Consider the following 13,049-nt stretch of genomic DNA (forward strand, 5'->3'; position numbering starts at 1 on the left):
TAGCACACGCTAATGGATAGCGTTATCCATGAAGGCAAAACCTCGTCATTCTAGCGCAGTTGCTGCGCTGCGATCCGCCGCCGCGCGCTCCTCGTCCGCCGGCTTGACACGGTACCAGGCGGCGTAGAGCGCGGGCAGGAAGAGGATGGTGAGGACCGTGGCGACGGTCAGCCCGCCCATGATCGCCACCGCCATCGGCCCGAAGAAGGTGCTGCGCGACAAGGGCACCATGGCCAGGATGGCCGCCGCGGCGGTGAGCATGATCGGGCGGAAGCGCCGCACCGCGGACTCGACGATGGCCTCCCACTGCATGCGCCCGGCCTCGACGTCCTGGCGGATCTGGTCCACCAGGATCACCGAGTTGCGCATGATCATGCCCGACAGCGCGATCGTGCCGAGCAGGGCGACGAAGCCGAAGGGCTTGCCGAAGGCGAGCAGGAAGGCGGCGACACCGATCAGGCCGAGCGGTGCGGTGAGCACGACGATGATGGTGCGCGAGAAGCTCTTCAGCTGCAGCATCAGCACCGTGAGCACGGTGAGCACGAAGATCGGCATGCCGGCGCCCACCGAGCCGCTGCCCTTGGCGCTCTCCTCGACCGCGCCGCCGACCTCGAGGCGGTAGCCGAGCGGCAGCTGCGCGGAGAGCTCGGCCATGCGCGGCGCGAGCTGGCCCACCACCACCGCGGGCTGGGTGCCGTCGTAGAGCGAGGCGCGCACGGTCACGGTGGGGATGCGGTTGCGCCGCCAGATCACCCCCGGCTCGAAGTCGTGCTCGAGGCGCGCCACCTGCGCCAAGGGCACGCTGCGCCCGCCGCCCACCGGCAGGGCGAGGTCGGGCAGCTGCGACAGGTGCGCGCGCTCGCTCTCCGCACCGCGCAGCACCAGCGCGATGGTCTTGTTGCCCTCGCGGAACTGGGTTGCGGTCATGCCCTGCAGCGAGGTGGCGAGCAGACTGGAGAGGTCCTGGGTGGAGACGCCGAGCAGGCGCGCCTTGTCCTGGTCGATCGCCACCCGCACCACCTTGGACGGCTCCACCCAGTCCATATGCACATTGGAAAGGTGCGGATTGGCGCGCATCGCCTCGGCCACCGCCTGCGCACGCCGGTGCAGCTCGGCCAGATCCGGCCCGCTCACCCGGTACTGCACCGGAAAGCCCACCGGCGGCCCGTTCTCCAGCCGGACGACGATGCCGCGCAGCGGCCAGGGCTCGTCCTCGAAGAGGTGGATCAGTTTCGCGCGCAGCGCCTCGCGCTCGGCCAGGCCGGCGGTGAGGATCACGAGCTGGGCGAAGTTGGTCTGCGCGAGTTGCTGGTCGAGCGGCAGGTAGAAGCGCGGGCTGCCGGTGCCCACCCAGGCCACGTAGTTCTCGATGCCCTCCTGCCTGTCGAGGAAGGCCTCCAGCCGCTTCACCGCGACCTCGGTGGCGTGGTGCGACGCACCCTCGGCCAGGCGCAGGTCGACCAGCAGCTCGGGCCGCGTCGAGTCGGGGAAGAACTGCTGCGGCACGAAGCGGGCGAACACGAACAGCGCGCCGACGAAGATCGCCACGGTGAGCAGGATCACCCCCCAGCGCCAGCGCACGCAGGCGTTCACCAGCGCCCGCAGCCGGTTGTAGAAGGGCGTGTGGTAGATCGCGAACTCGTCGTGCTGCTCGTGGGCATGGAGGTCGCGCTCCGCCATCCGCCGCCCCAGCGCCGGCCAGACCCTTCCGACCACGCGCGCCAGCCGCGAGGGCTGCCCGGCGCGCTTGCTGAAGTCGGGCAGCAGGTAGTAGCCCAGATAGGGCACGAAGAGCACCGCGGCGATCCACGACACCAGCAGCGCGGTCACCGTGACCTGGAAGATCGAGCGCGTGAACTCGCCCACCGAGGACGCCGCCAGCGCCACCGGCAGGAAACCCGCTGCCGTCACCAGCGTGCCCGAGAGCATCGGCATCGCGGTCGAGGTCCACGCGTAGCTCGCCGCCCGCACCCGGCCCCAGCCCTGCTCCATCTTGCTCGCCATCATCTCGACGGCGATGATCGCGTCGTCCACCAACAAGCCGAGCGCGATGATCAACGCCCCGAGCGAGATCTTGTGCAGGCCGATGTCGAACAGGTGCATGAACATGAAGGTGATCGCCAGCACCACCGGGATGATCACCAACACCACCACGCCGGTGCGGAAGCCGAGCGACAGCAGGCTCACCGCCATCACGATGAGCACCGCCTCGGCGAGCACCTTGACGAACTCGTCGACCGCCCGCGTGACCGCACGCGGCTGGTCGGCCACGCGCTCGAGGCGGATGCCGACGGGCAACTGCGCGACGATCTTCTCCACCGCCGCGTCGAGCTGGCGGCCGAGCGCGACGATGTCGCCGCCGCTGCGCATCGACACACCGATGCCGAGCGCCTCCTGCCCCATGAAGCGCAGGCGCTCGGCCGGCGGGTCGGCGTAGCCGCGGCGCACCTCGGCGATGTCGCCCAGGCGCAGGCTGCGCCCGCCGGCGCGGATCACGGTGGCGCGAATCGCGTCTAGGTCCTCGAACTGCCCCGACGGCCGCAGCCAGATGCGCTCATCCCCGGTCTCGAAGAAGCCGGCGCCGGTCTCCGCGTTCTGCCGGGCGAGCGCGCCGACGATGTCGTCCAGGCGCACGCCCAGGGTGGCGAGGCGCGTGTTGGAGATCTCCACGAAGACGCGCTGCGGCTGCTCGGCGAAGAAGCTCACCTTGGCGACGTCCTTCACGCGCAGCAGCTCGCCGCGGATCGCCTCGGCGTGGCGCTCGAGCTCGGCGTGGCTCACGCCCTCGCCGAGCAGGGCGAAGACATTCCCGTAAGTGTCGCCGAACTCGTCGTTGAAATACGGTCCGCGCACGCCGGTCGGGAAGGTGTGGGCGATGTCGCCGATCTTCTTGCGCGCCTGGTACCAGATGTCGGGGATGTCGCGCGCGCGCGTGGAGTCCTTCGCCACGAAGAAGACCATCGCCTCGCCCGGCTTGGAGTAGCTGCGGATGATGTCGGCCTGGGCGATCTCCTGCAGCTTCTTCTCGATCTTGTCGGTGACCTGCTGTTCGACCTCGCGCGCACTCGCCCCCGGCCACTCGGCGCGCACCACCATGACCTTGAAGGTGAAGGGCGGATCCTCGGACTGGCCGAGCCGGGTGTAGGCGAACATCCCGCTCAGCGTGCACACGATCAGGAAGTACAGCACCAGGGAGCGGTGGGTCAGCCCCCATTCGGACAGGTTGAAGCGCCCGCTGCCGATCGGCCCCTCGCCCTTCATGCTCATCGCCGCACGTCCAGCAGCACCGGCGCGCCTTCCTCGACGGCACGCACGCGCATGCCCTCGATCAGCTTGTACACCCCGGCCACCACGACACGGGCCTGCGCCGGCAGGCCGGCGCGCACCACGACGCCGTCCTCGCGCCAGGCGCCGAGCTCGACCGTGAGCGGCCGCACGGCGTCGTCCTCGCCCACCACCCACACCGTGCCGGCATCGGCCTGGCCGGGTTGTCGCGTCACCGCGGGCAGCGGCAGCAGCACGCCGCCGGCCTCGCCATCCGCCGCGGCGAAGGCCACGCTCGCGCTGGCGCCGAGCGCGAGCGTGGCGTCGGCCCCCGGCACCGCGACCCGCACCGCGTGGGTGCGGGTGGCGGCGTCGGCCGCCGGCGCGACCTCGCGCACGCGGCCGGCGTATGCGCGCTCGGGTGCCGCCCATGGGCGCACCTGCGCGGCGCTGCCCGGCGCGATGCGGCCGGTGCGCCCCTCGGGCACGTGGATCAGCACCTCGCGCTCGTCGGGGCGGGCGAGGCGCAGCACCGCCTGGCCCGCCCCGACCACCTGCCCCGGCTCGGCGAGCACCGCGGTGACCACGCCGGCGGCGGGCGCCTCGAGGCGGGCGTAGCCGGCCTGGTTGGCGGCGACCTCGGCCTGCGCGCGCGCCTGGCGAAGGCGCGCCTCGGCGGCCTGCAGCGCGGTGCGACGGGCGTCGAGCAGCGAGGACGAGACGAAGTTGCGCGCCTGCAGCTCGCGTGCGCGGGCGAATTCCGTGCGCGCAAGCGCGAGGTCGGACTCGGCGGCCGCGGCCGCGGCCTGCGCCGAAGCCAGCGCCAGGCGCACGTCCTGCGCGTCGAGCAGCGCCAGCGGCGTGCCGGCGGCAACCTCGGCGCCGACATCGACGAGGCGCTCGACCAGCTTGCCGCCGATGCGAAATCCCAGGTCGGACTCGACGCGCGCCCTCACCTCGCCGGCATAGACCTGCACGGACGGGGGTGCATTGGCGGCAGCGAAGCTGCGAACGAGGACCGCGGGCGGCGGCGGGGTATGGGGTGCGGGCGCGGAACAGGCGGCCAGCACGAACAGGCCGGCCAGCAGCGTCGGGAGGGTGCGGAAACGCATGGAAATCTCGTGGCGATCGGGAGCGCCCCTGCCGACAACCCGCGGACGCGAGGCGAGGCCGCTAGTGTAGCGCCTCGCCCGTGTGGCCATGATCGCCGACGCCCCGCCGGCGCGCGGACCTTGCCCATCGCGGGTCGTTCCCGCCACCCGATCCGGCCTCCGGGAATCCTGAAGTGCGCAAATGGGGCTCTTCGCGGTCGGACGACGCTCAGCGCGACTCGAGCAGCGGCCGGCCGTTGGTCGGCTGGATCGGCCGGCCGTTGCGCGGGTACAGGCGGGCGAAGACGTCGAGCTGGTCCGCGGAGATCGTCACCGGCTGCTTCATCACCACCCACAGCACGTCCTCGGTACACGGCGGCATCGGCAACGAGCCGGTGTAGAGGTAGTGGCCCGGGTCGGCCGGCACCAGCGCCGGCAGGTCGAGCACGGCGTCGGGAACGAACTCGCGCCCGCGATCGAGCGGCAGGTTGTTCCACAAGGTCTGCAGCGCCGGGCTGGCGTCGCCGCCCGCCGACAGCAGCAGCGAGACGATCGCCATGCGGCCGTCATCGGCGCGATGCTGCAGGTAGATCGCCATGTCGTGCGCCATGCCGCCGACGCGATCCTGCGAGGGGCGGTGCAGGGTGAGGCGCTCGAGCGCGTAACGCACCCCACGCACGGTGATGCCCATGCCCTCGCCAACCTCGACCTGCAAGGTGTTGCCGGTATCGCGGATGCGGAAGCCGGTGCGACGGTAGTCGAAGCGCACCGGCGCGAGATCGACCGCGATGCCGTCGCGCAGGTCGATCGGAGACTGCCGCGTGCCCTCCTCGCAGAGCCACCACTCGGGGCGCATGCGGCCCCAGTGCTGCGGACCGCGCTCGCCCTCGTAGCTCCACTCCGGCACCCCCGGGCCGAGGCGGGTGAGCTCGATGCCGGCCGCGCGCAAGGCCTCCTCGCGGGCCGACGCGGCGCGCTCGGGCGGCGCGGGAGTCGCGTCCGGCGATGCCGGCTGCGCTGCGGCGACGCGTTCCGGACCGGCGGGACGCGGGCGCGGCGGCGTCGGTCTTGCCGGCACGGCGGACGCGGCCCTGGCCGGGGACGCCTTCTCGCGTGCGCCCGCGCGCTCCGGCGCGATCGGCCGCTCCGGCGCTGGCGCCGCCTGGCGGGCCGGCACAGCCGCCTGCGGAGCGGGCGCAGCGCGCCCCTGCGCAGGCGGCTGTTCGCGCACCGGCGGCTTGGGGGCCGGCGCGGTCTTCGCCTCGGGCTCGGCCGTCGCCGACAACTTGGGCAGCGGCGGCAGAATGGACTTGCGAGAGGACTCGGGCGCCGCGGCGCCCTGACCGCCAGGCAGGAACTTGGCCGGGATCTCGACGTGGGTCTCGAAGGCGGGGGGCGCCGCGGCGGGCTGCTCACCGCCGGCACCGGTACGCACCACCTCGGCGGAGACGGACTCCGCGCTCGGCTGGCGCACGCTGCCGGACTGCGCGCGCGCAGACTCCGCGGGCTTCGCCGCAGGCGACTGCACGGCCGTGGCGGCGGCCGCGGCAGGGGGCGTCGAAACCGCCGCAGCCGCGGGCGCTGCGGCGCCCCCAGGGGCCGCCACCGCCGCCGGCTGCGCGCTCGCGATCCGGGCCGCCTCGGCCGCCATCTTCTGCAGCTCGACCGCCGAGGGCGGATCGCACACCTCGCGCCACATGCGCTCGTCCACCGTGTTGCGCGCCACCGCGATCGGCGCCTCGGCCGCCACCGGCTCCTCGCGCACGATGTTGTCGTCGGCATCGACATACACCCGCTTGACCGTGGCGAAGCTGCGGTTGCGGCAGTCGTAGCGGTTGAGCGCCTTGATCATGGCATAGCCGGAGCGCCGCGCCTCCTCCGAGGTCAGCACCACCCGCCCCCAGGAGATCTTGGTGCCGGCGTCCGAGCGGAGGACGCTCGCGCGATCGATCTCGATGCGGCGGTCGCGGTCGCTCAACACGAGCTGCCAGTCGGCGGCGCAGACCGCGCCGGCGACATGGGCGAGCAGCACGGCAAGAAGGAGAGGGCGCGGGTTTTTCATCGGCGTCGGCATGGGATGGCGTTCCATCCTGCTAAACGACCGCGAGGGCGGGATCTTGAGCGGCTTGCCACGCGAAAGTGCATACAGTATCTTCCCACGCTCTCGTTAGGGGTGCCCGCCGCGCACGGGCTGAGAAACACCCTTGGAACCTGATCCGGCTCGCACCGGCGTAGGGAAACGTCGTTCATGAGTTCGTCCGCAAGCTCCGCTGCCCCCGGCAGCGCGCCGTCCGCATCGTCCGGGACGGCTTCCCGCATCCCGAACGTGGTGTCCATCGCCGGCGTCGACCCGTCCGGCGGCGCCGGCGTGTTCGCCGACCTCAAGACCTTTTCCGCGCTCGGCGCCTACGGCTGCGGCGTGGTCGCCGCACTTACCGCGCAGAACACCCGCACCGTCACCGGCGTGCATGTGCCGCCCACCGACTTCCTGCGCCTGCAGATCGACACCCTGTTCGAGGACGTCGCCATCCACGCCACCAAGATCGGCATGCTCGGCAGCGCCGAGGTCACCACCACGGTGGCCGAGCGCCTGGCGCACTGGCAGGCGGCCAGGGTGGTGCTCGACCCCGTCATGGTGGCCAAGAGCGGCGACAGCCTGCTGGCGAAGAGCGCGATCTCGGCGCTGCGCGAGGCGCTCTTCCCGCAGGCCTTCCTGATCACCCCCAACCTGCCCGAGGCCGGCGTGCTGCTCGGGCGGCGCGCACCCGACACGGTCAAGGAGATGTACCGCGCCGCCGAGCGCCTGCGCGAGCTCCTGCCGCTGTCCTCCGAGCGCTGGGTGCTGCTGAAGGGCGGCCACCTGCCCGGCAACGACCTGGTCGACCTGCTGTTCGACGGCGACCGCATGGTCGAGCTGCCGGCACAACGCATCGAAACGAAGAACACCCACGGCACCGGGTGCACGCTCAGCTCCGCGATCGCCGCGCTGCTGCCGCAGGCCGAAGGCCAGTTCCGCCCGGTCGAGACCGCGGTGCGCCACGCCCGCCAGTGGTTGCTGGGCGCGATCGCGCGCTCCGGCGAACTCGCGGTCGGCAGCGGCCACGGGCCGGTGCATCACTTCCACGCGCTGTGGCGCAAGTAAGCCCCCAGGAGACAGCATGAACGCCAACGAAAAATTCATCGCCGCCAAGGCCCACGTCGACGAGGCCGCGATCGCCCCGCTGCCCAACTCGCGCAAGATCCACGTCGAGGGCTCGCGCCCCGACATCCGCGTGCCGATGCGCGAGATCACCCAGGCCGACACCCCGGCCTCCTTCGGCGCCGAGCAGAACCCGCCGATCTTCGTCTACGACTGTTCCGGCCCCTACTCCGACCCGGCGGCGAAGATCGACATCCGCTCCGGCCTGCCCGCGCTGCGCCAGCAGTGGATCGAGGAGCGTGGCGACACCGAGCTGCTGCCCGATCTTTCGTCCGAATTCGGCCGCCAGCGCGCCGCCGACAAGACCCTGGACGAGCTGCGCTTCCCCGGCCTGCACCGCAAGCCGCGCCGCGCCAAGGCCGGTGCGAATGTCACCCAGATGCACTACGCCCGCCGCGGCATCATCACGCCCGAGATGGAATTCGTCGCCATCCGCGAGAACCTGAACCGCGAGCAGTACATCGCCTCGCTGCGCGCCAGCGGCGGCCTCAAGGGCCAGAAGATGGCCGACATGATGCTGCGCCAGCACCCCGGGCAGAACTTCGGCGCCAGCCTGCCGGCGACGATCACCCCCGAGTTCGTGCGCGACGAGATCGCCCGCGGGCGCGCCATCATCCCCAACAACATCAACCACCCCGAGAGCGAGCCGATGATCATCGGCCGCAACTTCCTCACCAAGATCAACGCCAACATCGGCAACTCGGCGGTCACCTCCTCGATCGCCGAGGAAGTCGACAAGATGACCTGGTCGATCCGCTGGGGCGGCGACACGGTCATGGACCTGTCCACCGGCAAGAACATCCACGAAACCCGCGAGTGGATCATCCGCAACTCGCCGGTGCCGATCGGCACGGTGCCGATCTACCAGGCCCTGGAGAAGGTGAACGGCAAGGCCGAGGACCTGACCTGGGAGATCTTCCGCGACACCCTGATCGAACAGGCCGAGCAGGGCGTGGACTACTTCACCATCCACGCCGGCGTGCTGCTGCGCTACGTGCCGCTCACCGCCAACCGCATGACCGGCATCGTCAGCCGCGGCGGCTCGATCATGGCGAAGTGGTGCCTGGCGCACCACAAGGAGAGTTTCCTCTACGAGCACTTCGAGGACATCTGCGAGATCATGAAGGCCTACGACGTGGCCTTCAGCCTCGGTGACGGCCTGCGCCCGGGCTCGATCTACGATGCCAACGACGAGGCCCAGCTCGGCGAGCTTAAGACCCTGGGCGAGCTCACCGACATCGCCTGGAAGCACGACGTGCAGGTCATGATCGAGGGCCCCGGCCACGTGCCGCTGCAGCTCATCAAGGAGAACATGGACCTGCAGCTCGAGTGGTGCAAGGAGGCGCCCTTCTACACCCTGGGGCCGCTCACCACCGACATCGCGCCCGGCTACGACCACATCACCAGCGGCATCGGCGCGGCGACCATCGGCTGGTACGGCACCGCCATGCTGTGCTACGTCACGCCCAAGGAGCACCTCGGTCTGCCCAACAAGCAGGACGTCAAGGAAGGCATCATCACCTACAAGCTCGCCGCGCACGCCGCCGACCTGGCCAAGGGCCACCCGGGCGCGCAGATCCGCGACAACGCGCTCTCCAAGGCGCGCTTCGAGTTCCGCTGGGAGGACCAGTTCAACCTCGGCCTCGACCCCGACAAGGCGAAGGAATTCCACGACGAGACCCTGCCCAAGGACTCGGCCAAGGTGGCGCACTTCTGCTCGATGTGCGGCCCGCACTTCTGCTCGATGAAGATCACCCAGGACGTGCGCGACTTCGCCGCCCAGCAGGGTGTGGACGAGGCCGAAGCGCTGCAGAAGGGCATGGAGGTGAAGGCGGTGGAGTTCGTGAAGAGCGGGGCCGAGGTGTATCGGAACGTGTGATGCGCGCTCCGCTGACGTAAGTATCGACGGGCCGCCATCGCGGCCCGTTTGCATTGTGCGCGCGCATTTTTCCGGCCCGCCGCACACGTGCGCTGCAGGCTGGCGTATAAACTGTCGGGTTCTCCCGTTTATGCCCGCCCCGGGCCTGCCGCGCGCCGATGAACCTGCTCGAAGCTTTCACCCAGGATGACCTGATCGCCGCACTCGGCGTGGAAACCGTGGCCAAGGGCCTGGGCTACGTCAGCCGGGTCAGCGCGCTGTCCGCCGAGGGCGACACGGTGTCGGCCCTGGTCAAGGGTCGCCAGCGCACGCCCTACACCGTCGAGGCCGAGGTGGAAGAGGCGTTCGGCCTTGAAGACGGCGCCTCGATCCTGACCAGCTCGTGCACCTGCCCGATGGGCTACGGCTGCAAGCACGTCGCGGCGATGATGCTGGTGTGGCTGCACCAGCGCCGCCGCCCCGACCGCCCGCGCGAGCAGGTACTAGCCTGGGTGAAGGGCTTTCGCGAGACCGCGGCCAGCCTCGCGAAAGACGAAACGCGCAAGCGCAAGCCCGCCTCGGTCGCGTACGCGCTGCGCTATGTGATCGAACCCAGCCAGTGCGGCGGCGACTTCAGCGTCACCTGCCACAAGGTCCGCCTAGACCAGCATGGAGACATCCGTCAGCGCGAGCCGTGGAGCAACATCGAGCGCGCGCTGCAGACCCCGCCCGCCTTCGTCGACGAAACCGACCTGGACCTGCTGCGCCTGCTGTGGGCGCATCGCCCGCGCGGTCATTTCGACACGGACGACGGCCTGCCGCTCGAGGGGCGCCACAGCGACGAGCTGATGCGACGGCTGATTTCCAGCGGCCGCGCGCATTTCGGCAGTCTCGGCGGCCGCGTACTCGGGCTGGGCGAGGCGCGCTCCGGCACACCCGACTGGACGATCACTTCCGAAGGCTTGCGTGCCCCGGTGCTGCGGGTGGAGCCCTCCGCCGACCGCGTGCTGCCGCTGCTGCCGCCCTGGTACATCGACACCGCCAAGGCCGAGTGCGGCCCGATCACGCTCGAGGTTCCGCCCGAGCTGGTGCAGCGCCTGCTCTGGCTGCCGCCGCTCAGCCAGGCCGAATCCGAGCTGGTTGCCGAGACCCTGGCCGAGGTGGCGCCCAGCCTGCCCGCGCCCACGCAACGCGGCGAGCCGCCGGTCGAACTCGGCGGCACGCCGGTGCCGGTGTTGCGCCTGGAGACGCGTCCCACCTACCACGCGCGCTTTCGCCAGTACGCGCCCCACGGCACCTACCAGTTCGACTTCGCCCTGGTCGCTTTCCGCTACGGCACGGTCACCGTGGATGCCGGCGACGCCCGCCTCTTCCACCCCCTGCCCGACGGCCGCAGCGCGCGCCTGACCCGCGACCAGGAGGCCGAGCGCGCCGCCGCGCAGCGCCTCGCCGCGGCCGGCTTCGCCCGCATCCCGCCGGGTGCGGTGCAGACGAGCTTCGGCAGCCTGCCCGCCGATGCGCTCGGGCTGGCGAGCGAGGCGGCCTGGCCCGACTTCATGGCCGAGACCGTGCCGGCGCTGCGCGCGGAAGGCTGGGAGGTCGCCTTCCCGACCGACTTCCGCCACCACGCCATCGATATCGACCACCTGATGCTCGACATCGACGAGCACGAGGACGGCTGGCTCGGCCTGTCGCCGGGCATCGAGATCGACGGCAAGGCACTGCCGCTGGCGCCGCTGCTCGCCGGCCTGTTCGCGCACGATCCGCGCTGGCTTTCCGGCCGCCTGGACGACATCGACGACCACGAGGCGGTGATCCTGGAGGACGAGACCCTGGGCCGCCTGCGCATCGGCGCGGCGCGCATCAAGCCGCTGGTGCGCGCGCTGGTCGACCTCTTCGACCGCCCGGACCACGACTGGCGGCTATCGAGGCTCGACGCCACCCGCCTGGCCGACCTCGACCTGCCCGGCCGCGGACGCGAGCAGGTCGCCGCGATCGCCGCGCGCCTGCGCGACGCCGAGGGCATCCGCGCCGTCGCCGCACCGGCGGGCTTCCGCGCCGAGCTGCGCCCCTACCAGCTCGAAGGCCTGGCCTGGCTGCAGCATCTCGTACGCCACGACCTCGCCGGCATCCTGGCCGACGACATGGGGCTGGGCAAGACCGCACAGACGCTCGCCCACCTGCTCACCGAGAAGCAGGCCGGCCGGCTCGACCGCCCCGCCCTGGTGGTGCTGCCGACCTCGCTGGTGTTCAACTGGCAAGCCGAGGCCGAGCGCTTCGCGCCCGACCTCGAGGTCCTCAACCTGCACGGCACCGAACGGCAGGCGCGCTTCGACGAGCTGGACGCCGGCAAGAAGGTCGACATCGCGCTCACCACCTATCCGCTGCTGTGGCGCGACGCCGAGCTGCTGCAGGCGCGCGAATGGAGCCTGCTGATCCTCGACGAGGCGCAGACGGTGAAGAACGCCGCCAGCAAGGGCGCGCAGGTGATCCGCCAGCTCAAGGCCCGCCACCGCCTCGGCCTCACCGGCACGCCGCTGGAGAACCACCTCGGCGAGCTATGGGCGCAGTTCGACTTCCTGTTGCCGGGCTTCCTGGGCAGCCACAAGGACTTCACCGCGACCTGGCGCACGCCGATCGAAAAGCACGGCGACACGGTTCGCCGCGATCTGCTCGCGGCACGCCTGCGCCCCTTCATCCTGCGCCGGCGCAAGGAGGACGTGGCCACCGAACTCCCGCCCAAGACCGTGATCGTGCGCAGCGTCGGCCTGGAGGGCGGCCAGCGCGACCTCTACGAGACGGTGCGCGCGGCGATGGACGAGAAGGTGCGCGCGGAGATCGCCGGCAAGGGCTTCGCGCGCAGCCAGATCGTGATCCTCGACGCGCTGTTGAAGCTGCGCCAGGTGTGCTGCGACCCGCGCCTGTTGAAGTCGCCCGCCGCCTTGCGGGTGAAGGAGCGCGCCAAGCTCGACCTGCTCATGGACATGCTCCCCGAGCTGATCGACGAGGGCCGGCGCATCCTGGTGTTCTCGCAGTTCACCACCATGCTCGGCCTGATCGCTGGCGAACTCGACAAGGCGAAGATCGGCTGGGTCGCGCTGACCGGCGACACCCGCGATCGCCGGGTGCCGGTGGAAGACTTCCAGAAGGGGCGCGTGCCGGTATTCCTGATCAGCCTGAAGGCGGGCGGCGTGGGCCTCAACCTCACCGCCGCCGACACCGTGATCCACTACGACCCGTGGTGGAACCCCGCGGCCGAGAACCAGGCCACCGACCGCGCCCACCGCATCGGCCAGGACAAGCCGGTGTTCGTGTTCAAGCTGGTGTGCGCGGGCAGCATCGAGGAGAAGATCCTCGCCCTGCAGGAGCGCAAGGCCGCCCTCGCCGAGAGCGTGCTGTCGGAGGACGCGGACGCGCTCGCCAAGTTCGGCGAGGCCGACATCGCCGCCCTGCTCGCGCCGCTCCCCGCGGACGCGCGCTGAGCAAGAGCGGAAGCCGGGCAAAGCTGTCCTGCAGGAGCGGCGCAAGCCTCGGTGCCGGCGCTCCTCCGCGCCGAAGCGACCGAACGCACGAGTCGCCACTTGCGCCGCCCCCGCAATGAGCACGGGGCTCCAGGAGCCCCGTGGGAGCGACGCGA

The 13,049-nt window shown here is 71.2% G+C and carries 6 protein-coding genes and 1 riboswitch; of the genes, 3 read left to right on the forward strand and 3 right to left on the reverse strand.

The genetic code is table 11. The features are described from left to right. Positions 1–45 precede the first annotated feature (45 nt). The 3 genes from ACZ5PP_RS09050 to ACZ5PP_RS09060 all read right to left on the reverse strand — a co-directional run bounded on the left by ACZ5PP_RS09050 (position 46) and on the right by ACZ5PP_RS09060 (position 6,417). Complete coding sequence (locus ACZ5PP_RS09050; protein ID WP_043743200.1) at positions 46–3,267, reverse strand: efflux RND transporter permease subunit; 3,222 nt, start codon at positions 3,265–3,267, stop codon at positions 46–48. After that, a complete protein-coding gene (locus ACZ5PP_RS09055; RefSeq protein ID WP_276660358.1) occupies positions 3,264–4,376 on the reverse strand; it encodes an efflux RND transporter periplasmic adaptor subunit in 1,113 nt (370 codons plus the stop codon). Before ACZ5PP_RS09055 ends, ACZ5PP_RS09050 begins: the two co-directional genes overlap by 4 nt. 208 nt (positions 4,377–4,584) lie before the next feature. Continuing rightward, on the reverse strand, positions 4,585–6,417 hold the full coding sequence (locus ACZ5PP_RS09060) for a carbonic anhydrase (protein WP_464826978.1): 1,833 nt from the start codon (positions 6,415–6,417) through the stop codon (positions 4,585–4,587). A 97-nt stretch (positions 6,418–6,514) separates the two neighbouring features. After that, positions 6,515–6,610: riboswitch (TPP riboswitch) on the forward strand. Here ACZ5PP_RS09060 and thiD point away from each other — a divergent pair. From thiD to ACZ5PP_RS09075, 3 genes are all read left to right on the forward strand, one after another. Next, positions 6,604–7,497, forward strand: a complete 894-nt coding sequence (gene thiD / locus ACZ5PP_RS09065; RefSeq protein ID WP_464826979.1) for a bifunctional hydroxymethylpyrimidine kinase/phosphomethylpyrimidine kinase — start codon at positions 6,604–6,606, stop codon at positions 7,495–7,497. (Overlaps the previous riboswitch by 7 nt.) A 16-nt stretch (positions 7,498–7,513) precedes the next feature. Further along, positions 7,514–9,433: a phosphomethylpyrimidine synthase ThiC gene (gene thiC, locus ACZ5PP_RS09070; RefSeq protein ID WP_004326186.1), complete on the forward strand. Its 1,920-nt coding sequence runs from the start codon at positions 7,514–7,516 to the stop codon at positions 9,431–9,433. Between the two features lie 158 nt (positions 9,434–9,591). After that, the gene (locus tag ACZ5PP_RS09075; protein ID WP_273424542.1) at positions 9,592–12,894 is read left to right on the forward strand and encodes a DEAD/DEAH box helicase; all 3,303 of its coding nucleotides are present in this window, start codon (positions 9,592–9,594) and stop codon (positions 12,892–12,894) included. Positions 12,895–13,049 lie beyond the last annotated feature (155 nt).

The sequence above is a fragment of the Thauera sp. DNT-1 genome (assembly GCF_055393985.1).

What these genes read in the sequence shown, in the direction of transcription:
- ACZ5PP_RS09055 (WP_276660358.1), bottom strand. Translation starts at nt 4,376, where the DNA reads ATGCGTTTCCGCACCCTCCCGACGCTGCTGGCCGGCCTGTTCGTGCTG.
- ACZ5PP_RS09075 (WP_273424542.1), top strand. Translation starts at nt 9,592, where the DNA reads ATGAACCTGCTCGAAGCTTTCACCCAGGATGACCTGATCGCCGCACTC.
- thiC (WP_004326186.1), top strand. Translation starts at nt 7,514, where the DNA reads ATGAACGCCAACGAAAAATTCATCGCCGCCAAGGCCCACGTCGACGAG.
- thiD (WP_464826979.1), top strand. Translation starts at nt 6,604, where the DNA reads ATGAGTTCGTCCGCAAGCTCCGCTGCCCCCGGCAGCGCGCCGTCCGCA.
- ACZ5PP_RS09060 (WP_464826978.1), bottom strand. Translation starts at nt 6,417, where the DNA reads ATGAAAAACCCGCGCCCTCTCCTTCTTGCCGTGCTGCTCGCCCATGTC.
- ACZ5PP_RS09050 (WP_043743200.1), bottom strand. Translation starts at nt 3,267, where the DNA reads ATGAGCATGAAGGGCGAGGGGCCGATCGGCAGCGGGCGCTTCAACCTG.